We start from the raw sequence: 21,502 nt of genomic DNA on the forward strand, positions 1-21,502 counted from the left end.
GACTGGAAGGCCAGACGCTTGCGGAATACCTTGGCGGAAGGCCCTGTTGTGGCCTTTGTGAAGATCGAAATTTTTTCCGACGTCGGCTGTCCATGGTGCTTCATCGGCAAGCGCCGGTTCGAGAGGGCCCTGGAATCGTTCGAGCACCGTGATCGCGTCGAGGTGGAGTGGAAGAGCTTCCAGCTCGATCCCACGCTGCCTGAGCACGATCACCGCCAGGAGATCGACTACCTCTCCGAGGCCAAGGGCATGCCCCGCGAGCAGGTGACCGCGATGCTGACGCACGTGACCGAGCAGGCCGCCGCCGAGGGCTTGGACTATGACTTCGACCGTCTCGTGGTGGCGAACTCCTGGAAGGCCCACCGGGTGATCCAACGCGCCAAGGCGGTCTCACTGCAGACGGCCGAGCACCTTGAGGAACAGCTGTTCCGCGCCCACTTCGAGGGCGGCAGGAACATCGGTGACGAGGAGGTCCTGGTGGAGCTCGGCACCGCCGCCGGACTCACCGCCGAGCAGGTCCACGAGGCCTTGTCCGAGGACCGTTGGGAGACGGCCGTCAAGCAGGACCTGGCCACCGCGCAAGCCCTGGGTGTCACCGGGGTCCCGTTCTTCGTCCTCGGACGCAAATACGGCATCTCCGGCGCCCAGCCCACCGAGGTCTTCACCCAGGCCCTCGAACAGTCCTGGGCGGAGTTCCAGCCGCTGCAGATGGTACAGCCGGCGGCCGGCAACCCGGCGGGTGCCGGTGGGCCGGATGGTCTCAACGGACAGGCCTGCGGTCCCCAGGGCTGCGACTGACACCTCCACCACCCCGGTCTCTCTGGTGCCGCGTCAGACGCGATGCTGGAAGTCGATGCCCAGTCGGCGTGCGGAGAGGAACCGCCAGGCCAGCAGGACGCCCAACAGCGTCGCCGAGACGGTCATGACCCAGGAGAAGTGCCAGCTGCCGGCAGCGGTGGCGATGGTGGCCAGGATGATGGGTCCGACGAAGTTGGCCCCGTTGTAGATCTGGACCATCAGCCCCATCGCCGCTGCGCCGGAGCCGTGGGGCGGGGCGATGTCCACAGCGATCCGGTTCAGGCTGGCGGGAACCAGGGCGCCGACTCCGGAGAACAGCGCGACGGCGAGGATCTGCACCACCAGCCCACCCGGCACACCCGACCAGTCCGGCGCGAAGGTGATGATCGAGGCAGCACCCATGGTGCCCAAGCCGATCAGCACCAGCCGCCGCATGGGGATGCCCCGTTGGTGCAGCCGGCCCGTGATGATGTTCCCGGCCCCGTTCACCCCGCCGACGATCGCGGTGAAGATGCCCGGCCAGAGCCCGCCGACTCCGGCCTCGTCGAAGATCGTCGGCAGGAAGCCGATGACCGAACCCCATTGCAGGGTGTAACAGGCGAAGACGATGCCGGCCATCCACGGGGTCAGAGTCTTCACGGTGGCGCCCACGCGCCGTGCCGCCAGCCTCACATTGGAGTCACGGTCCGACGGCGGTGGGGGCACGAACACCACGATCAGGGGGATGGTTGCTGCGGTGACCACTGCCATCACGACCCACCACACCTGCCAGCTGACACTCGTGAGCAGCAGCGTGGAGGCCAGGACCGCCACGAAGGTGGCCAGCCCTTGAAAGGAGCCCCACCATCCCATGGCGATGTTCGTGCTGGCGGGCGGCGTGATCAGGCGGATCAGGGGCGGCGCCACCACGGTGGCCATCAAGAAGCCGACGCCCTCCAAGGCGCGGGTGGCCATCAGGAATCCGGTGGTCTCCGCGAAGGCTCCAGCCAGCGAGCCCATGGTCAGCAGGGTCAGCCCGATGAGCAGCGTGCGCCGCAGCCCGAGGACTTCCGAGAAGAGGGAGACCGCGAGGCCCAGGGCCATCGAACCGACCTGGACGATGCCCAGCAGCACTCCGGATTCGATGAGGGTCATCCCCAGGTCATCCTGGACGAACGACAAGGCTTCAGGAAGTTTCCAGATATGCATGGCGGCAGCCACACCGGCGATGACGATGGGGATCCAGGTGAAGCGCGTGCGTGCTGGCTGTGCAGCGTCCACGCCAGACGGGGCGTTCATTCTTGACACCCTAATGTGAGGTCCAGACGGCACTGCCTGTGAGACCTGCCTCACCGACAACGTGTCCCTTAAACACCTGAGAGGCGGTGGCTAGGCCACCGCCTCTCAGCGGATATTGGATTGGTGGGCCCGTATCCCCCCGGGCTTATTCCACCGTCCGATCCGTGTGCACCGTCTCATGGGGCCCTTTCAGGTTAACCCGCGTGGCAACCGGACCGCCATTGGACCTTTGGCTAGTCTTGTGACCATATATGTGACGCAAGTCACACCGAAAGAACTTCTCACGCGCTGACTCCATGAAGCGGAACCTCAGCGCGGACCCGCCACCACTGGCCATCCCGCGCAGACGACATGGTCCCGCCGAAGGCGTCCACGCGGTCACGCATGCCGATCAGGCCGCTGCGGGATGAGTTCCAGCCGGCACGCGCGGCCGATCCGTTCGAGGGCAAGGTGTTGTCCACGGCAAGCTCCAGTTGCCCTTCCCGGGTATGGACCTCGATGTGGCATTCGCCACCCTCCGCGGAGTGCTTGGCCACGTTGGTAACAGCCTCTTGCAGGACGCGGTAGAGGGCAGCCTCCACGCTCTGCGGGATATCCCGCTCCAGGCCGGAGGTCTCCACGGTCGTCTCGATGCCGAGGCCATCCAGCATGCGCCCGAACTTCACAGCCCCGTACTCGAGGTCCAACGCCGAGGCGCCTTCCCCGAGCTCCCGCTGGGCGGCCTCCTGGTCCCCTGCGACCAGCCCCTCGGCCTGAAGTAGCGACAGCATCCGGCGCAGGTCGGCCAGGGCTTCCCCGGCGGAGTCGCCAACGACATCCACCGCCTCCCGAGCGGCGACGTCCGTACCGGCATACTTCGCAGCGCGTGCTTGCATCGAGATGATGGTCAGGTTGTGCGCGACGATGTCGTGCAGGTCCCGCGCAAGGGATCGGCGCTCCTCCTGCGCGGCCATCGCTGCACGTCTTGTCGCCTCAGCCACCCTCATCCGGTCTTGTTCTCTGCGGTCCAGCATGAGACGGATGGAGTTCCCCACACCCCATGCCAAGCCGATGAAGACCAAAGCCAGCCACATGACGCCGCCGAAGTACGTTGACGTAAAGGGGATGAGTAACACCCAGACAACCGCGACGGCCAGTGCGAGGTAGCTAAAGAGCCGCTGACCAGTTGCCGCGACAGCACCCAGCAACAGTGGCAGGGCCAAGGACGTCGTCGCGAAGTAGTCCAGCAGATGGCTTGCCACAAGTGCCGGAATTAGCGAGGCAAACGCGACAGTCGTTCGCAACCACAGCAAATAGACTGATATGGATGTCAACAAAACGACAGGTGTTTGCTCGGCATCCAGAGCGCCCGAGTTCGTCACGGCAATGGCGATATCCGAGACGATCGATAATGTGGCGAACAGTGATGTCAGGACAAGCAGGACCCAACTCAATGGTCGGGCAGACCAGAAGCCGGCCAGCCCCCTAACGGAGCTGGCCGGCATGGCATTACTCATCAAGACCTAGCAGGCACCAAACCAGCACCAAAAGATATTGGCTCCGTTGCCGAAGCCCATGGTGGACATGCCACCGGATGAGTCCTTGGAGCTGGGCTGGGTCTGGAACGTAGAGGGAAGCACTGAACCGGAGGTAGGGGCTTCCGCGGCCGCAGCCGGGGAAACGAGGAGGGCAGATGAGACAAGGACAGCCGCAGCTGAGGCCATGAGGGTGCGTTTCATACCGTTATTATCACCTGCTGAGGAGACGTTCTCCACATTCAGAGGATTTTGACAGGGTTTTCCTAGGTTTGGAAACGGCGTGGCTCCATAGCATCCGATACCTCCGATTCCTGCATGTCAAGCCGCACTGACCTCTGCCAACGGCTAGGCTGAAGCCATGCCAGATACCAGCCCATCGCCCTTGTCTGTGCTGATCGTCGACGACCAGCCGTTGATGAGCGGAGCCCTCAAGATGCTGGTCGAGAATTCTGCCGACATGAACTGCGTGGGCATCGCCGCCAATGGCGCCGAAGCGTTGGAAGCGTGCAGGGCCGTCCACCCGGACGTTGTCCTCATGGACATGCAGATGCCCGTCATGGGCGGCGTCGAGGCCACGGAGCGCATCACCGCGGAGTTTCCGGATACCAGCGTCCTGGCCATCACCACGTTCACCTCGGAGCCCTATCTCGTGCCGGCGTTGAAGGCGGGCGCGGCCGGTTACCTGCTGAAGGACGCCGACCCGGAGACGATCATCGGCGCCATCTGGAGCGTGCACCGCGGGGAGTCCGTCCTCTCCCCCGCCGTCACCCGCAAGCTGCTCTCCTCCATCGAGGATGACCGCCCCGGCGTCGGGACGGCCACGGTGGCTCCGGGAGACCCGGATGGCTCGGACCTGACACCTCGCGAACTCGATGTGCTGAGGTTACTGGCCCGGGGCCGGTCCAACCCGGAGATTGCCGAGGAGTTGCATATCTCCGAATCCACGGTGAAGGCCAACCTGTCCAAGATCATGGACAAGCTCGAGGTCCGGGACCGCGTCCAGGTGATCATCCGCGCCGCGCAGCTGGGGTTGGTCACCCTCTCCCTGGGCTGACTCCGCCTCAGGCCCGGACGACGGGCAGCTCCGAGAACCTCGTGGTGTACTGCGGCGAGGCGAACTCACGGCGCATGGTCCACGTCCCCTGCTCGGCCAGACCTCCAGGCCCGAGGCCGATCGAGGTTCCACCGAACCGCCCGCGGACACGCTCCAGGACATCCTCCAGATGCCGGTCGGGGCCGCCGTCGGATCCGTCCGGCCCCTCGATGTCCTCGAATCCGGTCAGCACCTCCTGCCCCGTTCCCGCCGGTCCCAACCCGGACAGCATGACGCCGGCACGGGTGTAGGGCACTCCCTCCCGCAGCACGGACCGCATCGCTCCCACGGCCGCCCGGGTGATGGCAATCGGGTCGGCAGTGGCACGCGGAAGGGCCACCGACCTGGAGACCGATCCATCGGGCCCGGAGAATCGGGAGGTCCCGTCCGTGACCAGTACGGTCCTCGCCTGCTGACCCTGCACTGCCAAACGTGCTGCGGCGCGCTGCGCGTAGAGGTTCATGACGTCGTCCATGTCCGCACCGGTCGTCACCGTCCTGGAGAAGGAGCGCGAGAAGATGACCTGGCCCGGGCCCGCCTTCTCGTCCACGTCCGGAACGCACGGCACCCCGCTCAATTCCAGGACAGTCCGTTCCAGCACCACGGAGAACCGGGAGCGGATCCACGCCGGGTCCGCGGAACGCAGGTCGGCGATGCTCCGGATCCCCAGCCGTTCCAGCTTCTCCCCTGATTTGAGGCCCACACCCCAGACCTCGGTGGCCGGGAGCCGCTCCATCAACCGGTCCACGAAGGCGGGCCGGGCCGCGTCCATGGAGAAGACGCCTCCGATCCGGTCGTCGTCCGGGTTGTTCTTGGCCACGTGGTTGGCGAACTTCGCCAACGTCTTGGTCGAGGCGATCCCCACGCACACCGGGAGCCCGAGGTGCCGGGCCACCGCCGCCCGGGCCTCTCGCCCGGCCTGCAAAGCCTGCTGCGGGGTGCCGGTCAACCCGATGAAGCACTCGTCGATCGAGTACACCTGCTGCCAGGTGCCCCAACGGCCCAGCAGCTCCATCACACGGGCGGACATGTCCCCGTAGAGCTCGTAGTTGGAGGAACGCGCCACGAGTCCCCAGGAGGCGGCCTGCGGGGCGAGCTGGAACCACGGCATCCCGGTCTTGAGCCCCAGGGCCTTCGCCTCCGGAGACCGCGCCACCACGCAGCCGTCGTTGTTGGACAGCACCACCACCGGCCGGTTCTCCAACCCGGGATCGAAGGCCCGTTCGCAGGAGACGTAGAAGTTGTTGACGTCCACCAAAGCCAGGTGATCAGTCACCACTTCGCCCTTCCTGTTTCAACCGGGGGCTTCACCGTACGCTCACAGGCGGTGCAGTCAGTAGGTGGCCACGCCCCAGATCTCCAGGGCATCCACATCCTCCACAGTGAGGGGCGCCGCCCCGTCGTCGGTCTGCAGGGTCACGGTACGCCGGCCCCGTGCGGTCCCGAGGACCAGCCGCCGCACCAGGAGTTCTCCGTTGACCACGGCCACCACCACCGAGCCGTCCTGCGGCGTGGCCGCCCGGTCCACGACCAGCTCGTCCCCGTCGCCGATGCCGGAACCCACCATGGCCTGCCCGGACACCCGCATCAGGAACGTCGAGGTACGGTCCCGGACGAGCTCGCGGTTCAGGTCGATCCCGCCGTCCAGGTAGTCCCGGGCAGGAGAGGGGAAACCGTGGGCGCGGGGCGCCTGCCCAGCGGCCGACGTCGGCTCCGGCCCGTCCCCGGGCGGCGGCGTGATGGTCATGCGGTCGCCGCAGACCCTAGTCGTCTCCGCCGGCCTCGGCATCCGCGGAGGACGGAGAGGCCGAACTGGAAGACGGCGTCGGCGACGGTGACGACGACGGGGAAGCAGAGGCCGAGTCAGAGGCAGAGGCGGATGCTGACCCCTCGGCCTCGCGCTGTTCTTCCTCGGCCTGGCGTTCGGCCTCCTCACGCTGGGCCTTCTCGCGCTGCGCCTCCGCCTGACGTTCGGCCGCCTCGCGCTGGCGCTTCGCCTCAGCCTGCCGCTTCTCCTCGGCCTGGCGCTCGAGTTCCTCCCGCTCACGGGTCTCCAGCACGTTGCGCGTGCCGTCCAGTGCCTTCAGTTCGGCCTGCGCGGCGGACAGGGCGCCCGTCAGCTCCTCCTGCAGCCGGGGCACGTCCGCGGCCCAGGCGAGCGAGGCCAGGGAGGTCTCCTCGGGATCGATGGTGGCGAAGGCCTTCTCCGCGGCCACGCCCTGCTCGACGGCGGCCGAGATCGTCTCGATCTGGGTCTCGGCCTCGGCGGAGGTGGTGGGGCGGTCCTCCGGCAGGTCCTCCAAGGCGGTCAGCGCGGGACCGATCCGGCCGGCCAGGGTGCACGGGGCGGCGGAGGAGTACAGTCCGGACTCCTCGCTGCGTGCAGTCTCCTGGGCCTCGCGCAATTCGCTGCCGAACCCTTCCCTCGGCTGCTCGGGCAGCGGTACGGCGAACCCTGCCTCGGCCTGCTGGAGGTTGACGACCTCGCCCCCGTGGTGGACCAGGGCCAGCCGGGTTCCCTCGGGGCCGTCCGACTCCTCCGGATACTCCAGCTGGACCGAGTCCCCCGGCTCGAGGAGGGTCGCCAGGTTGGTCATGGCCTCGTCCGCGAGGCAGTTCTCCACCGTGGGTTCCTCCCCCTCGGCCGCCGGCCGGGGAACCACCACACCGGCCAGCGTCACGGTCTCCTCGGTCCCGTCCATGTTCACCACGAAGGTCTGTCCATCCTCCACGCGCACCACATGTCCGTTGGACTCGGCGGTGCGCACGCCCTTGATGGCGCTCAACACGGCCAGGGTCAGCAGGAGTGCCGCCAGCAGGACGAACGCGATGATGCCCAGTACGGGGACCCGTCGGGCTGTTCGCTGTTCTGTCATGTTCTTCCTGCAGTGGGGTGATCGCGGTGGCACTGAAGCTCGGGCACAAGAGAAGAACCACCGTGGCGCGGAGGGCCCGCAAGCTCAGGGAAGTCTAGCAAGCGGGCCCTCCTCTCCCGGAACCCCGAGGCTGGACGACGCCGGCCCGTCGGCTGGCGCGGCGGCACTACTCGGCGCGGCGGTAGAACGGCGGTTCCACCACGGTGAACGGCTCGGCCTTGCCGCGCAGGTCCACGGAGAGCTCCGTGCCGGCGTCCTTGAACGCGACATCGATGCGGGCCAGGGCGATCGGGTGACCCAGCGTGGGGCTGGGGACGCCGGAGGTGACCTCACCGATCCGGTGGCCGCCGCCGTCGAGCACGGGATACCCGGCCCGCGCCGACCGGCGGCCGGTGCCCTTCAACGCGACGATCGTCTGGCCGGTGGTGATGCCGGTGCCGGCCTCGCGGGCGGCCAGCAGGGCGTCTCGGCCGACGAAGTCGCCCTCCTTGGTCTTGAGCGGCACCGCATTGCCGGCCCCCGACTCACTCGGCAGGTGGCCGAGGTCGAGCTCGTTGCCGTAGAGCGGCATGCCGGCCTCCAGGCGCAGGGAATCCCGGCTGGCCAACCCGCACGGGAGCAGGCCGACGCCGAGGCCCTCCGCCGCCTCAAGGAGCGTGTTCCAGACCGCGGTAGCCGTGGTGGACAGCACCCCACGGTCCGCCACGGGGCCGATGATCAGCTCGAAGCCGTCCTCGCCGGTATACCCGGTGCGGGCGGCCAGGACAGCGATCTCGCCAGCTTCCCCGCCGGTCCGGACCGTGGCCGGCCGGGCGGAGTAATACCTCATCCCGTCCAGCTCGGCGGCTTCTGCCTCCGGCAGGACGGCGGCGAGGATCCGGGCGGCCTCCGGGCCCTGCACTGCGATCAGGGCCGTCTGCGAGGACTCGTTGCGGACCGTGGCATCGAAGCCGGCGGAGCGTTCCGTCAGCGCAGCCGCCACGGCCGCGGCGTTGCCGGCGTTCGGGACCACGAGGAACTCCCGCGCCTCCTGCCCGGTCGCGTCGTCACCGCCGCCGTCCAGCCGGTAGACGATCAGGTCATCCAGAACGGTTCCGGAATCGGTGCAGATCAGCGAGTACTTGGCGCGCCCCGGGGCGACGGCGGACACCCGGGCCGTCAGGGCGTAGTCCAGCGCCTCGGCCGACTGCGGGCCGGTGACCCGCACCTCACCCATGTGGGACAGGTCGAACAGTCCTGCGGAGGTGCGGACGGCCTGGTGCTCGGCCAGCTCTGAGCCGTACTTCAGGGGCATCTGCCAGCCGCCGAAGTCGGTGAAGGAGGCGCCGGCCTCCACGTGGACGCCGTGCAGCGGCGTGGTGCTGTTGCTCGTGCTCTCGCTCATGGTGGGTCCTGTCAGTGGGAGACGGAGGAGGAGGACTCGATGTTGTCCGCGACGGCGGTGGCCGACGCCGCGGCATCGGCGGGATCGGACGCCTCGAAGGACTCGATCGGCGGGCAGGAGCAGAACAGGTTGCGGTCCCCCCAGGCGCCGTCGATGCGGCCCACCGGCGGGAAGTACTTGTCCCGGCGCAGCGAGTCCACCGGGTAGGCGGCCTGCGAGCGCGGGTAGCTACGGTCCCATTCGTCCGCGGTGAGCACCTCGGCCGGGTGCGGGGCGTTGCGCAGCACGGAGTCGGCCAGCGTCTGAGGGGTGGTGGCCTCCATCTCGGTGTGGATGGCCAGCATGGCGTCGATGAACCGGTCGATCTCGGCCAGGTCCTCGGACTCGGTCGGCTCCACCATGAGGGTCCCGGTCACCGGGAACGCCAGCGTGGGGGCGTGGAAGCCGTAGTCGATCAGGCGCTTGCAGACGTCCTCGGCCGTGACCCCGGACTTCGCCGTGAGTTCCCGCAGGTCCAGGATGCACTCGTGCGCCACCAGCCCGGTCTCGCCGGTGTAGAGGATCGGGAAGGCGTCCCCGAGCTTCTTCGCGACGTAGTTGGCGTTGAGCAGGGCGTACCGGGTGGCCTCGGTGAGCCCCTCGCCGCCCATCAGGTATAGGTAGGCCCAGGAGATCGGCATGACGCCGGCCGAACCGTACGGTGCGGCCGTGATCGGGTGCTCAGCGCTGGGCAGGTACGGCTTGAGGTGCTCAGCCACGGCCACCGGGCCCACCCCGGGACCGCCACCGCCATGCGGGATGCAGAAGGTCTTGTGCAGGTTCAGGTGGGAGACGTCCCCGCCGAACTGCCCCGGCTGGGCGAGACCGACGAGCGCGTTGAGGTTCGCGCCGTCGATGTAGACCTGTCCACCGGCCTCGTGGACCTTGCGGCAGACCTCGCGGACATCGGCGTCGTAGACGCCGTGCGTGGAGGGGTAGGTGATCATGATGGCCGCGATCCTGCCGGCGTTGGCCTTGATCTTGGCCTCCAGATCGGCCGAGTCGATGGTGCCGTCCGGGGCCGTGGCGACCACCACCACCTTGAGCCCGGCGAGGACCGCCGAGGCCGCATTGGTGCCATGGGCGGAGGCCGGGATGAGGCAGATGTCCCGCTCGCCCTCACCGTTGTCCAGGTGGTAGCGGCGGATGGCCAGCAGGCCCGCGTACTCGCCCTGGGAACCGGCGTTGGGCTGGATGGACACCGCCGCGTAGCCGGTGATCTCCGCCAGCTTCTCCTCCAGGTCTCCCAGCAGGAAGCGCCAGCCCTCGGTCTGGTGGTCCGGGGCGAAGGGGTGGATGGAGCAGAACTCCGGCCAGGAGATGGACTCCATCTCGGCGGTGGCATTGAGCTTCATGGTGCACGAGCCCAGCGGGATCATGGTCCGGTCCAGGGCCAGGTCATAGCCCGAGAGGCGCTTGAGGTAACGCAGCATCTGGGTCTCGGACTTGTAGGTGTTGAACACCGGGTGGGTCATGAACTGGCTGGTGCGCCGCTGGGCGGCGGGGATACGCGCGGAACCCGGGGCGCCGGCGTTGGTGCTGGTGCTGCTGGCGTTGGTGCTGGCGGCACTGCTGTCCTGGCGGGCCGGGAGTGACTCGTGCGGGGCGCCGAAGGCGGAGAGCACCGCAATGAGGTCCTCGTCCGTGGTGGTCTCGTCGCAGGAGATACCGACCGTGCCGGCGTCCACGAGGCGCAGGTTGACCCCGGCTGCCTCGGCGGCGGTGACCACGGTGCGGGCCAGGCCGGGCACCGAGACCTGGATGGTATCGAAGAAGGCGTCCTGGGTGAGGTGGAAGCCCTCGGTCTCCAGGGCGGCGGCCAGGCGGGTGGCCTGGCGGTGGGCGTGCTGGGCGATCGCGGTGACGCCCTCCGGGCCGTGGTAGACCGCGAACATGGAGGCCACGATGGCCAGCAGGGCCTGCGCGGTGCAGATGTTGGAGGTGGCCTTCTCGCGGCGGATGTGCTGCTCACGGGTCTGCAGGGCCAGGCGGTACGCGGGCCGGCCCGCGGCATCCTGGGAGACGCCGACGAGACGGCCGGGCAGCTGGCGCTCGAGACCCTTGGGAACGGCCATGAAGGCGGCGTGGGGGCCTCCGAAGAACAGCGGGACACCGAAGCGCTGGGTGTTGCCGACGGCGATGTCCGCGCCCTGCTCTCCCGGAGGCGTGATCAGGGCCAGGGACAGCAGGTCGGCGGCGATCGCGACCATGGCGCCCCGCTCCTTGGCCTGGGAGATCACGGCGGAGTGGTCATGGACCCGGCCGGAGTCGCCGGGCTGCTGGAGGACGATGCCGCACAGGCCCTTCTCGTCCAGGTCAGCACCGAGTTCGGCGGGCAGGCCAGCGGCGAGGTCGGCGGTGCGGACGTCCAGGCCGAGCGCCAGGGCACGGCCCTCGATCACGGCCCGGGTCTGCGGGTAGAGGTCCGCGTCCAGCAGGGTGATGCCGTCCTTGGCCTTCTTGTTGGCACGGTGCATCAGCAGGACGGCCTCGGCGGCGGCGGAGGACTCGTCCAGCATCGAGGCGTTGGCGATCTCGAGGCCGGTGAGATCGGAGACCATGGTCTGGAAGTTCAGCAGGGCCTCGAGGCGGCCCTGGGAGATCTCCGGCTGATACGGCGTGTACGCGGTGTACCAGGCCGGGTTCTCGAGCACCTTGCGCAGCACCACGGGCGGGGTGACGGTGTCGAAGAAGCCGCGGCCGATCATCTGGGTCTTGACGATGTTGCGGTTCGCGATGGCGCGCAGGTCCTCCAGCACTGCTGCCTCGGTGAGGGCCGGCGGCAGGTTCAGCGGGGTCTGCTGGCGGATGTCAGCGGGGACGGCCGCGTCCACCAGGTCGGACAGGGAGTCGAATCCCAGCTCGGCCAGCATCTGCTCGGCATCTGAGGGCCGCGGGCCGATGTGGCGGCTGGTGAAGGGCGCGGAGGCGGTATCCCGCGGTTCGTGGCGTGGCGTCGGGGTCTCGGCGGCGGTTGCGGTGGTGGTCTGCATGGTGGTCCTCCAGGGCGCTTTGGGCACGGAACGGTACCTCCCCGCTCTGTCATCAACCTGAGAGATTCCGCCCGTATCTGGAGGATACGTCCTTGCACCGTCGGTGTCCGAGGGCGCTGGGCCCCGGAGCTTTCCAGAGTCGCCATGCCCTGCGCGGTACCGGTGCCTGAGAGATTCTCGGGGAGAAATTGCTCCTTCGGCGGCCACTCCCCCGTCGTCCGTTCGGTCCAGGGACCTCCGGCGGTGGGGTTGCGGCACTCTCCCGCGCTGGGTGCTTGACGTGCCGACCAGTCTTCCACAGACGGCCCGCCCCTGGCGCCGTTCGAGGTTCCCGGTGACGGCTAGGGTGTCTGTGGCCGGCGGCCGACGCCGGCACTGGAACAGAGAAGAGGCGCGTGACGTGGGGATAGGTCTTGTGGTGGCAGCACCCTTGGCAGCTATGGGAGTGACCCTGCTGGTGATCGGTCTCGTCCTACGGCGGAGGCGCACGGCCCGGCTCCGGCGGATCACCGCCCGCACCACCGGCACCGTCAGCGGGTACGACTTCCTGGGCGAGGGACGTGTCCACCCGGTGGTGGACTTCGTGCTCGGCAGCGAGGTCTTCCAGGCCAAGCTGAAGTACCGGGCTGTGGTCCGCATCAGCGGCAGCTTCATCAGGGGGTCCGAGGTCACCAGCGATCCGCTCGCCAAGACCTTGAAGATCCGGGAGAACAGCCGCGGCTCCCGGACCCGGATCCCCGAGATCTTCCCGATGGGCTCGGCCCTCGAGGTCCACTACAACCCCGCCGATCCACGCGAGAACTTCGCCGTCCGGGACCACGGTTCCTTCGCCGCTCCCCTCCTGATCTGGATGGGCGCCGGGTTCACCGTCCTCGCCGTGGTCCTGGGCGTCTCGCTCGGAGTCTCCGGCTAGCCGTTCTGGCGGCGATTGCGGTGGCGACTGAGGTTGCGGTTGCGGCGCAGCCAGAGCGGAATCGAGGCGAGCAGCAGCAGCCCCGCCACCCCGGCGAAGGTGGCACCAGGCCCGAGGTAGGTGAACCCGAGCCCACCGAACACCCCGGCCAGTCCCAGCCCGGTATCGAAGCTCATGTTCCACCCGACGCTGGCGGCACCATGGCTGGTAGCCCGGGCGAAGGCCATGACGAGGCTGGCTGATTGCACGGTCCCGATCCCCAGGCCCATCAGCACCAGGCAGGCGGCCAGGAGACAGGGTGAACCCACCAGGGCCACGGCCACCAGCCCGGCCGCCGTCATCGCGATCCCGGCCGTATAGACCGCCGTGGGATCGAGCCGGTCCGTCAACGATCCCGAGACCCAGCGTCCGGCCACGGAGGCCGCCTGCATCGTCGCGATGAACACCGCCGGATGCGCGGTGCCCCCGCCCGGCCCGAACGCGATCACCAGCCCGTAGGCGGCCATGCTGACCAGGAACGGCAGCAGCACCGGCCCCAGCGCGGCCCACCACCGCGCGGACACCCGCCCGGAAACCGTGACCGACGAGCGGGCCGCGCCGTCCCGGCGGGCCTCGCCCTCCACTGTGGTCTCCAGCGGCTCGAGCGGCTCCAGCGGCTCGACGGCGCCCGCGCCGGAGACCTCAGCGACGCGGTCCGGGACGCCCCGCAGAGCCGCGAAGGCGAGCAGCACGCACGTGGCGGCCATGAGCCGGAAGACCTCCAGTGGCACCACCCCGCTGAACCACAGCCCCAGCGGGGCGCCCACGGCGGCGGCGGCCGAGGTCGCCGCCCCGAACTGCCCCAGCGCATGCCCCGCCCGGTCCGGCCGGGAGACCGCCGGGACGGCCGCCGTCGCCACCACCACCAGAACACCGAAGCCACATCCGACGGCCACGCCGGTCACCAGCAGTGCCGCCACAGGGTGGGGGATGACGAGGCTCGCGCCGTGGCCGACGGCCATCAGCAGCAGGGATGACCCGATGGTCCGGCGTGGGCCCCACCTCTGGCGCAGGGCGGGGGCCGCCGGCTGCACGGCGATCACACTGAGCATCATGATGGTCAGCAGGGTGCCGCCGGTGACTGCGGTCAGCCCCCGGTCGAGGCTGATCGGCACCAGGGTGGAGTAGCTGAGGAAGAAGCCGGAGAAGCCCCACACGGCGATCCACATCAGGCCCCACAGGGCTGGCTGACCCCGGACTGCGGGGTGCGGAGTGCTCACCCCCACACCCTAGGCATCCCCCGGTACGAAGAAGGACAACTCCCGGGGTCGCACAGCACAGCGGGCCGTCCGGAACGTGTGGAAGAGTTGGCCCATGCCCGTCTTTGAACGTCGCTCCCTGGTCCCCCATGATCGGTCCACCGTGTTCGCCTGGTTCTCCCGGCGTGGTGCGCTCGTCCGCCTCACGCCGCCGTTCGCCGGTTCCGTGCGGCGTGAACCGGAGGGGCTCGACGTCGGCTCGGTCGCCCGGTTGGGCATCGGCGCCCCGGGGTCGCTGGGGTTGGGCCTGGAGTCGGCCACCGGCCTGGCCAGGACCGTCCTGCCCTTCCGGCTGCCGCAGTGGTTCGCCCCCGAGGCCCCCTGGACGGCTCGGCACACCGCCCTGGAGCCGGACCGCATGTTCCGGGACGAGATGGCCTCCGGCCCGCTGACGTCCTGGGTTCACACACACAGCTTCGAGGACGCGGCCCCCGGGGAGGCGGACACCGCGGACGGCCGTCCCGGTTGCGTGGTCCTCGACCACATCGAGTACGAGCTCCCGGCGGGGGCCGTCCGGCGCCGCAAGGGCTCGGTGTGGTCCCGGGCCGGGCGGTGGACGGAGGAGCGCCTCGAGTCAGAGCTGGACCGGCAGTTCGCCTACCGGAGCGCCCAGCTCCGCGAGGACCTGGCCTTCCACGCCGCCCACCCCGTGCCATCCGCCGTGTCCGACGAATCCGGCAACGCACGCCCGCTGACCATCGCCGTGTCCGGAGCCAGCGGCCTGATCGGCACCCAACTGTGTGCCCTCCTGACCGGCGGTGGACACCGGGTACTGCGTCTGGTCCGCGGCGGCCACCACACCCGTGCGGACGATACCCTCGTGTGGGACCCGGCCTCCGGGACACTGGACGCCGAGGCGCTCCGGAGCGCCGACGTCGTGGTGAACCTGTCCGGTGAGACCATCGGCGGGCGGCTCTCCGAGGCCCACCGCTCCGAGGTGCTGCAGTCTCGGCTGGCGGCCACCGGCCTGCTCGCCCGGACGCTCGCGGAGCTGGCCGACGACGGCCGTCCCCGGGCCCTCGTGAACGCTTCCGCGGTCGGCTTCTACGGAGCTGAAGCCGGCACCGGCCCCCGCGGCGAGGGCCTGCGGGAGACCGATCCGCCCGGAGACGACTTCCTGGCCGAGGTCTGCCAGCAGTGGGAGCGCGCCACCGCGCCCGCCGCCCGGGCGGGGGTCCGGACGGCGATGATCCGTACCGGCCTGGTGCTGACACCGGCCGGGGGCGTCCTGCAGCAGCTGCTGCCGCTGTTCCTCCTCGGCGCGGGCGGTCCCCTGGGCACCAGCAAGGACCGGAACCCGTGGCAGAGCTGGATCTCGATCGACGACATCGTGGGGCTCTTCGCCCACGCCGCCCTCACGGACACCGTGGAGGGCCCGGTCAACGGCACCGCGCCGAGGCCCGTCCAGGCCCGGGACTTCGCCGCCACCCTCGGACGGGTGCTCCGCCGCCCTTCGGCCGTCCCCCTGCCGGCAGCCGCCCCCACGGCCTTGCTGGGCTCTGAGGGCAACCGGCTGCTGGTCGAGGCGGACCAGCAGGCCCGGGCGGACCGGGCGCACGAGTCCGGATACGCCTACCGCCACCCGGACCTGGAATCGGCTCTGCGGCACGTGCTGGGACGCTGACCGCCGGCTCAGAACACCGGGAGCCCACCGGTCACGCCCACCACGGAGCCCGAGACGAAGCTGGCCTCCGCGGGACTGGCCAGGAACACGTAGGCCCCGGCCAGTTCAGCCGGCTGGCCGATCCGCCCCAGCGGGGTGTCGGCACCCATGTGGGAGACGGCCTCCGGCTCCTTGGTGGCCGGCTGGAGCGGCGTCCACACCGGCCCCGGAGCCACGGCATTCACGCGGATGCCCTGAGCACCCAACTCACCGGCCAGGTTCACCGTGACGTTGTTCAGGGCCGCCTTGGTGGCGGCGTAGTCGATCATCGTCTCGGAGGGCTGGTAGGCCTGCACCGACGTCGTGATGATGATGCTGTCCCCCGCACCGAGATGGGGCAGGCAGGCCTGGCTCAGCCAGAGTGTGCCGTAGAGGTTGGTCTTCACCGCGCGGTCCAGGTCCTGGGTGCGCAGTCCGCCGAGTCCCGGCTCTCCGCGCGCCCAGTGGTACCCGGCGTTGTTGACCAGGATGTTCAGCCCGCCCAGTCCGGCCACGGCCTCCTCGGCGATCCGCTGGCACTCCGCCTCGTCACGCAGGTCACCGGGGACCGCGACGGCGTTCCGGCCGGCCTTGTCGATCCATCCGATGGTGTCCTGCGCGTCCTCGGCCTCGTCCGGGAGGTAGTTGATGGCCACGTCCGCACCCTCCCGGGCGAAGGCGATGGCCACGGCACGGCCGATGCCCGAATCGCCCCCGGTGATGAGCGCCTTGAGGCCCTCCAGCCGCCCGCGGCCGACCCAGCTGGACTCGCCGTGGTCCGGCACCGGATCCATGGGCGCGGTGAGTCCGGGTGGCTCCTGCTGCTGGGCCGGCATGGTGCCGTCGGATCCCGCCATGGACCGTGCATGGCGCCCGGCCTCCGTCAGGTCATCGTCCTTCATGGTGTCCCCTCATCTGTTGGCCGGGTCTTCGCTATGCCACCCTAGGAGCACCACTGACACGGCCGGAAGGTCTGAGCCCATGACTGACACCATCCCCTCCCTGCTCCCCGTTCCCGACGACGGCTGGTCCCGGGTGCTGTGCATCGTCGCCCATCCGGACGACATGGAGTACGGCACCTCGGCGGCCGTGGCCGCGTGGACCGCACGGGGCATCGAGGTCACCTACCTGCTGCTCACGGCGGGCGAGGCCGGTATGGCCGAACCCCCGGACGTCGTCGGGCCCCTGCGAGCTGCGGAACAGCGGCGCGCCTGTTCGGAGGTGGGCGTGGAGAACCTACTGATCCTCAACCACCCGGACGGGATGCTCGAGTACGGGCTGGCACTGCGCCGGGACGTCGCCCGCGCAGTGCGGACGGTGCGCCCGGATGCCGTGGTCACCGCCAATTTCGACTTCGAGGCCTACGGCGGGCTGAACCAGGCCGATCACCGCGCTGCCGGGCTGGCCGTGGTGGACGGTGTGCGGGATGCGGACAACCCCTGGGTCTTCCGCGACCTGGCCGAGGCCGAAGGTTTGGAGCCGTGGCACGTCTCCGCCCTGTTGGTGGCCGGCCACGAACGCCCCACCCACGCGGCGCCGGTGGATGGCGCGGCGGTGACGGCCGCCGTCGCCTCCCTGAATCGCCACGAGGCCTACCTGAAGCACGTCACCGGCCACCCGAAGCCGGAGGAATTCATCCCGGAGATCCTCCGGGCCGGGGGCGCGCAGGCGGGCTCGGACCACGCCGTGACCTTCCGGGTGTTCGACCTGGGCGGGCTCGGCGGCTAACCCTCAGGCCATGGCCGGTTCGGCACCCGAGGCGTCAGCGGCGAAGCCCAGCTCGTCCAGGGAGGCGCCGTTGGCCACGGCGTCGATGACCTCCACTGCCTCGTCCTCCGAGATCTCCAGGGCCAGGGCGACCTCGGCGGCCAGCGGTGCCTGGGCGGCACGGAAGAGGTCCTTCTCAGCCATGGACAGACCCTTGGTGTCGCGGCGGCGGCCCAGGTCCCGGACCACCTCGGCGATCTGCTCGAGCAGGCCGGAGGCCACCCGCTCCTGGTTGGCCTTCATCCGGCGGGACCACTGCTTCTCCTCCACACCGGACGGCTCCTGCACGACCTCGAGGAGCGTGCGCAGGTGGGCCCGTCCGTAGACCTCGCGGACGCCGATCTCCTCCACCTTGGACTCCGGGATGGACACCACCAGGTTGTTGCTCCGGATGGTGAGCTCAATGTAGGTCACCTCCGTCCCCTTGACGGTGCGCTGCGTACGGTTCGTGACCGCCGCGGGACCGTGGTGGGGGTGAACAACAAGCTTGCCGGGGCTCAACTGCATGTATACGTCACTTTCCTTCGGTGCGAAGGCCTCCCCCAGCACCTGGCCCGTCCACGGGCCGGGTGCTTTCCGTGAGTTTGGCTGGATTCCATTTTCTCACAAATACGGGACAGCTGCCGCCCTATGCCCTAGGCTTCTCCCCCTTGACAGCACCGCCTCGCCTAATGCTCCTGCGAGCGCAGGAATTCGAAGACCTCCACCTCGTCCACTCCGGGAAAGGCCCCGGACGGCATGGCGGCCAACAGGTGGGCGTTGGCACGGGCCGCCGGCCAGGCATGGCCTCCCCAGTCGGCCTCCAGGTCCGGGGACGGCAGCCGGCAACAGCTCGGATCCGGGCATCGCGACACGGAGCGCGAGGTGGTGTCCGCGCCGCGGAACCAGCGGGCATGGTCGAAGGGCACGCCGATGGACAGGGAGTAGAACCCGGAGGAGTGCGCCTCCACCACGGCGGTGCACCAGTACGTTCCGGCCGGGGTGTCCGTGTACTGGTTGAAGGCCCGGAACCGGTCGGCCACGCCGAACACCTCGCGTGAGGTCCAGTTCCGGCACACCTGCTGCCCCTCGATGGCACCGGTGTGGTCCGCGGGGAAGGACACGCCGTCGTTCTCGTAGGCCTTGTGGATGATGCCGGACTCGTGGACCTTCTGGAAGTGGCACGTGATGCCGAGGTGCTCTGTCGCCAGATTGGTGAACCGGTGCGCTGCCGACTCGTAGGACACCCCGAAGGCGTCCCGCACGTCCTCGATGGCCAGGTCCCGTTGGGCCTTGGCGTTCTTCAGGAACTTCACCGTCTCCTTCTGCGGCATCATCAGGGCGGCCGCGAAGTAGTTGGTGTAGACGCGCTGGCGCAGGAAGTCCGAGTAGTCGGCGGGCTCCCCGTGCCCGAGCACATAGGCGGCGATGGCCTGCAGCAGCACCGACCGGGGGTCATGGTCCGGGTTGCGGGCCCGGGAGAGGTAGAACCGCCGGTTCTTCAGGTCTGTCACCGAACGAGTGGAGTGCGGCAGGTTCGAGACGGAGCGCACCGAGAACCCCAGATGGTCGGCCAGGTCAGCGGCCGCATGGTGGCTGAGCGGTCCACCGGAATGCCCGACGGCGTCCAGCAGGTCCTGCGCCTTCCGCTCCAGTTCCGGGTAGTGGTTGTTGCGCTCCTTCATCTCCTGCCGCAGCTCGGAGTTCGCCCGCCGGGCCTCCTCCGGGGTGGCGGCCTGCTCCTCCATGCGCCGGTTCAGCTCCGCCTCCAGCCCGGCGATGACCTCGAGCACCTCGGTGGGGGTGCGCGGGGAGATCTTGATCTGCGGGAGCCCCAGACTCGCATAGTGGTCGGTGCGCTGGGCCTTCTCCACCACGATCTCCAGGGCGGCCCGCCGGCTCGGGGCCTCGGATGCCAGCAGTTCCTCCACCGTGGCGCCGTGCAGACCAGCCAGCCGGGAGAGCAGGGACAGCCGGGGCTCCCGCTTTCCGTTCTCCACGAGGGACAGGTGGGATCCGGTGGCCCCCACGGCCTCGGCGGCCTGATCCAGGGTCAGTCCGGCCTCCTTGCGCAGGTGGCGCAGGCGGCGGCCGAGGACCACGGGGTCGAGGTCGGGGGTGACGGTATGGGCACCGGCGGCAGTGGCCGCGGAGACAACAGAGGTAGCTGAGGTAACGGAAGAGGTGAGCGCCATCACGCCATGATAGTCAATTCAGCCTGCTTTTTGACTCGCAATCGAGCAACTCGCGCCAAGACTCGCAATCAAGCGAGACATCTTGACGATTATCGAGCCAGCAGGCCACGCCCGCCCCGCACGGTCAATGACGTCGGCGCGGGCCCGTTCAGAGGTCCGCCAGCACCCCCACCGGGTTCTCGAAGCAGTCCGCGACGAACCGCAGGAATCCGCCGGCCGTCCCGCCGTCGCAGATCCGGTGGTCGAAGACCAGGGAGAGCTGCATGACCTTGCGCACGGCCAGCTCGCCGTCCACCACCCACGCCCGGTCGATGATCCGTCCCATCCCGAGGATCGCGACCTCCGGGTGGTTGATGATCGCCGCGGAACCGTCGGTGCCGAACACCCCGTAGTTGTTGATGGTGAACGTCCCGCCGGACAGGTCCTGCGGGGTCCCCCTGCCGGAGCGGGCCAGCTCGGTCATCCGGCGCAGCTCGGCATGCAGCTGCCGGGCGGTCATCGCGTGGGCGCCCCGGATGGCCGGCACCACCAGACCACGCTCGGTCTGCACCGCGAACCCGAGGTTGATGCCGTCGAAGGACACGATCCGGTGCCCGCCCGCGCCGTCCTCCTCGAAGCGCTGCGCCAGCTCGGGGTACCGGGCCAGGCCCGCGAGCGCGAACCGGGAGGCGAAGGCCAGCAGCCCCGGCACCTCCTGGTCCCCGCGTGCCTTCAGTGACGCCCGCAGCTCCAGCAGCGGGGTGACGTCCACGTCCACCCATATCGTGGCCTCGGGGATCTCGCGGCGCGATCGGGTCATGGCCACGGCGGTCACCTTGCGCACCCCGGAGACCTGCTCGACGCCGGCCACCCCCAGTCCCGTGCGCGGGTCCAGTGCATCCGTGGGCTCCGGAGCCCACGATCCCTCCCCGGCCCCAGCCGGCTCGGCACCCTTCGTCTCCGTGGACGTCGACAAGGCAGAGGCGGCCGTCTCCGCGCCGGCGCCAGCCAGCACATCGGCGCGCAGGATCAGACCACCGGGCCCGGTCCCCTGCACGGCGGTGAGGTCCACCCCGTACTCGCGGGCCAGCCGGCGCACGAGGGGGTTGACCACCCGCGGGGCCGGGCGAGACGGCTCGGGCGCCTCCGTCGACGGGCCTGCGGCCGAGGACTCGATGGTCGACGACGCGACGACCGGAGAAGCCGCGGCAGCTTTGCGCCGCCGGGTACGGCCGCTTGCGGCGCCACCGGGGGTGCCGTAGCCGATCAGGACGTTGCCGGAGCCGGCGTCGTCCACCTCCCCCTCCACCGCATTCGCCGCATTCGTCGTAGGCCGAACCGTGTCATCCGCACCGGGCACCTGCCCCGAGGCAGCCGCAGCCTCCGGCCGCACCCCGGCACGCTCCTCCTCACGGTAGGACTGGGCGCCCTCTGCCAGAGCCGGGGCACCAGCGGATCCGGCGGAACCATCGGAGCCGTCGTCGTTGGATCCGGTGTCACCAGACGCCACGCCGTCCTCGACGGAGACCAAAGGCCTGCCCACGTCCAGGGTGGTGCCGGCCTCGGCGTGCAGGGTTGCCACGGTGCCGCCGAAGGGGCTGGGCACCTCGACGAGCGACTTGGCGGTCTCGACCTCGACGATCGGCTGGTCCACGGCCACGGCGTCGCCAGCGGCCACCAGCCACCGGATGATGTCGGCCTCGGTCAGGCCCTCTCCCAGGTCCGGGAGCAGGAAGGTGCGGATGGTCATG

At 69.5% G+C, this 21,502-nt stretch carries 17 protein-coding genes and 1 riboswitch; of the genes, 5 read left to right on the top strand and 12 right to left on the bottom strand.

The genetic code is table 11. The annotated features are described in order from the left end of the window. The first annotated feature begins 48 nt into the window (after nucleotides 1–48). Nucleotides 49–798 (top strand): DsbA family oxidoreductase, encoded by a 750-nt coding sequence (locus ACFFIO_RS04840; RefSeq protein ID WP_378040449.1) that lies wholly within the window; start codon nucleotides 49–51, stop codon nucleotides 796–798. A 33-nt stretch (nucleotides 799–831) separates the two neighbouring features. Here the strand turns inward: ACFFIO_RS04840 and ACFFIO_RS04845 are convergent, their stop codons facing one another. Next, entirely contained in the window at nucleotides 832–2,076 is a 1,245-nt protein-coding gene (locus ACFFIO_RS04845) for an MFS transporter (RefSeq protein WP_378040450.1), read from the bottom strand. 281 nt (nucleotides 2,077–2,357) lie between these two features. Next, nucleotides 2,358–3,560, bottom strand: a complete 1,203-nt coding sequence (locus ACFFIO_RS04850; RefSeq protein ID WP_378040451.1) for a sensor histidine kinase — start codon at nucleotides 3,558–3,560, stop codon at nucleotides 2,358–2,360. 391 nt (nucleotides 3,561–3,951) lie between these two features. Between ACFFIO_RS04850 and ACFFIO_RS04855 the strand changes: the two genes are divergently transcribed. Continuing rightward, complete coding sequence (locus tag ACFFIO_RS04855; RefSeq protein WP_378040453.1) at nucleotides 3,952–4,647, top strand: response regulator; 696 nt, start codon at nucleotides 3,952–3,954, stop codon at nucleotides 4,645–4,647. A gap of 7 nt (nucleotides 4,648–4,654) precedes the next feature. On the opposite strand, the gene ACFFIO_RS04860 is transcribed toward ACFFIO_RS04855, so the two are convergent. From ACFFIO_RS04860 to gcvP, 5 genes are all read right to left on the bottom strand, one after another. Continuing rightward, nucleotides 4,655–5,962 (bottom strand): Y-family DNA polymerase, encoded by a 1,308-nt coding sequence (locus ACFFIO_RS04860; protein ID WP_378040454.1) that lies wholly within the window; start codon nucleotides 5,960–5,962, stop codon nucleotides 4,655–4,657. 57 nt (nucleotides 5,963–6,019) lie between these two features. Next, the gene (locus tag ACFFIO_RS04865; RefSeq protein WP_378040456.1) at nucleotides 6,020–6,433 is read right to left on the bottom strand and encodes a LexA family protein; all 414 of its coding nucleotides are present in this window, start codon (nucleotides 6,431–6,433) and stop codon (nucleotides 6,020–6,022) included. Nucleotides 6,434–6,449: 16 nt separating this feature from the next. Next, a complete protein-coding gene (locus tag ACFFIO_RS04870) occupies nucleotides 6,450–7,562 on the bottom strand; it encodes a thermonuclease family protein (RefSeq protein ID WP_378040457.1) in 1,113 nt (370 codons plus the stop codon). Nucleotides 7,563–7,728: 166 nt separating this feature from the next. Beyond that, nucleotides 7,729–8,946: a glycine cleavage system aminomethyltransferase GcvT gene (gcvT, locus tag ACFFIO_RS04875; protein WP_378040458.1), complete on the bottom strand. Its 1,218-nt coding sequence runs from the start codon at nucleotides 8,944–8,946 to the stop codon at nucleotides 7,729–7,731. 11 nt (nucleotides 8,947–8,957) lie between these two features. Further along, entirely contained in the window at nucleotides 8,958–11,978 is a 3,021-nt protein-coding gene (gene gcvP / locus ACFFIO_RS04880) for an aminomethyl-transferring glycine dehydrogenase (RefSeq protein WP_378040459.1), read from the bottom strand. Nucleotides 11,979–12,122: 144 nt separating this feature from the next. Next, nucleotides 12,123–12,253, bottom strand: a riboswitch (glycine riboswitch). A gap of 164 nt (nucleotides 12,254–12,417) precedes the next feature. Here gcvP and ACFFIO_RS04885 point away from each other — a divergent pair. Beyond that, the gene (locus ACFFIO_RS04885) at nucleotides 12,418–12,891 is read left to right on the top strand and encodes a hypothetical protein (RefSeq protein ID WP_446681838.1); all 474 of its coding nucleotides are present in this window, start codon (nucleotides 12,418–12,420) and stop codon (nucleotides 12,889–12,891) included. On the opposite strand, the gene ACFFIO_RS04890 is transcribed toward ACFFIO_RS04885, so the two are convergent. Then, complete coding sequence (locus ACFFIO_RS04890) at nucleotides 12,888–14,150, bottom strand: MFS transporter (protein WP_378040461.1); 1,263 nt, start codon at nucleotides 14,148–14,150, stop codon at nucleotides 12,888–12,890. The two genes, ACFFIO_RS04885 and ACFFIO_RS04890, sit on opposite strands and share 4 nt — an antisense overlap. 94 nt (nucleotides 14,151–14,244) lie before the next feature. Here ACFFIO_RS04890 and ACFFIO_RS04895 point away from each other — a divergent pair, with 94 nt between their 5' ends. Continuing rightward, entirely contained in the window at nucleotides 14,245–15,813 is a 1,569-nt protein-coding gene (locus ACFFIO_RS04895) for a TIGR01777 family oxidoreductase (protein ID WP_378040462.1), read from the top strand. An 8-nt stretch (nucleotides 15,814–15,821) separates the two neighbouring features. Here the strand turns inward: ACFFIO_RS04895 and ACFFIO_RS04900 are convergent, their stop codons facing one another. Then, nucleotides 15,822–16,733 carry an SDR family oxidoreductase gene (locus tag ACFFIO_RS04900; protein ID WP_378040463.1) on the bottom strand — a complete coding sequence of 304 codons (912 nt, stop codon included), beginning with the start codon at nucleotides 16,731–16,733 and terminating at the stop codon, nucleotides 15,822–15,824. 79 nt (nucleotides 16,734–16,812) lie between these two features. On the opposite strand from ACFFIO_RS04900, the gene ACFFIO_RS04905 reads away from it, so the two are divergent. Beyond that, the gene (locus tag ACFFIO_RS04905; protein WP_378040464.1) at nucleotides 16,813–17,559 is read left to right on the top strand and encodes a PIG-L deacetylase family protein; all 747 of its coding nucleotides are present in this window, start codon (nucleotides 16,813–16,815) and stop codon (nucleotides 17,557–17,559) included. A gap of 3 nt (nucleotides 17,560–17,562) precedes the next feature. Here ACFFIO_RS04905 and ACFFIO_RS04910 read toward each other — a convergent pair whose 3' ends face one another. The 3 genes from ACFFIO_RS04910 to ACFFIO_RS04920 all read right to left on the bottom strand — a co-directional run bounded on the left by ACFFIO_RS04910 (nucleotide 17,563) and on the right by ACFFIO_RS04920 (nucleotide 21,501). Next, nucleotides 17,563–18,105, bottom strand: a complete 543-nt coding sequence (locus tag ACFFIO_RS04910; RefSeq protein WP_229672330.1) for a CarD family transcriptional regulator — start codon at nucleotides 18,103–18,105, stop codon at nucleotides 17,563–17,565. A gap of 161 nt (nucleotides 18,106–18,266) precedes the next feature. Next, the gene (locus ACFFIO_RS04915) at nucleotides 18,267–19,772 is read right to left on the bottom strand and encodes a helix-turn-helix domain-containing protein (protein WP_378040465.1); all 1,506 of its coding nucleotides are present in this window, start codon (nucleotides 19,770–19,772) and stop codon (nucleotides 18,267–18,269) included. 148 nt (nucleotides 19,773–19,920) lie between these two features. Continuing rightward, complete coding sequence (locus ACFFIO_RS04920; protein ID WP_378040466.1) at nucleotides 19,921–21,501, bottom strand: dihydrolipoamide acetyltransferase family protein; 1,581 nt, start codon at nucleotides 21,499–21,501, stop codon at nucleotides 19,921–19,923. Between the last annotated feature and the right edge of the window lies 1 nt (nucleotide 21,502).

This window comes from Citricoccus parietis (assembly GCF_042433045.1).
Lineage (GTDB): Bacteria > Actinomycetota > Actinomycetes > Actinomycetales > Micrococcaceae > Citricoccus > Citricoccus parietis.

Bases quoted from the DNA above. Each gene is read 5' to 3' on its own strand.
- ACFFIO_RS04845 (WP_378040450.1), bottom strand. From the start codon at position 2,076: ATGAACGCCCCGTCTGGCGTGGACGCTGCACAGCCAGCACGCACGCGC.
- ACFFIO_RS04850 (WP_378040451.1), bottom strand. From the start codon at position 3,560: ATGCCGGCCAGCTCCGTTAGGGGGCTGGCCGGCTTCTGGTCTGCCCGA.
- ACFFIO_RS04855 (WP_378040453.1), top strand. From the start codon at position 3,952: ATGCCAGATACCAGCCCATCGCCCTTGTCTGTGCTGATCGTCGACGAC.
- ACFFIO_RS04865 (WP_378040456.1), bottom strand. From the start codon at position 6,433: ATGACCATCACGCCGCCGCCCGGGGACGGGCCGGAGCCGACGTCGGCC.
- ACFFIO_RS04870 (WP_378040457.1), bottom strand. From the start codon at position 7,562: ATGACAGAACAGCGAACAGCCCGACGGGTCCCCGTACTGGGCATCATC.
- gcvT (WP_378040458.1), bottom strand. From the start codon at position 8,946: ATGAGCGAGAGCACGAGCAACAGCACCACGCCGCTGCACGGCGTCCAC.
- gcvP (WP_378040459.1), bottom strand. From the start codon at position 11,978: ATGCAGACCACCACCGCAACCGCCGCCGAGACCCCGACGCCACGCCAC.
- ACFFIO_RS04885 (WP_446681838.1), top strand. From the start codon at position 12,418: ATGGGAGTGACCCTGCTGGTGATCGGTCTCGTCCTACGGCGGAGGCGC.
- ACFFIO_RS04895 (WP_378040462.1), top strand. From the start codon at position 14,245: ATGCCCGTCTTTGAACGTCGCTCCCTGGTCCCCCATGATCGGTCCACC.
- ACFFIO_RS04900 (WP_378040463.1), bottom strand. From the start codon at position 16,733: ATGAAGGACGATGACCTGACGGAGGCCGGGCGCCATGCACGGTCCATG.
- ACFFIO_RS04905 (WP_378040464.1), top strand. From the start codon at position 16,813: ATGACTGACACCATCCCCTCCCTGCTCCCCGTTCCCGACGACGGCTGG.
- ACFFIO_RS04910 (WP_229672330.1), bottom strand. From the start codon at position 18,105: ATGCAGTTGAGCCCCGGCAAGCTTGTTGTTCACCCCCACCACGGTCCC.
- ACFFIO_RS04915 (WP_378040465.1), bottom strand. From the start codon at position 19,772: ATGGCGCTCACCTCTTCCGTTACCTCAGCTACCTCTGTTGTCTCCGCG.
- ACFFIO_RS04920 (WP_378040466.1), bottom strand. From the start codon at position 21,501: ATGACCATCCGCACCTTCCTGCTCCCGGACCTGGGAGAGGGCCTGACC.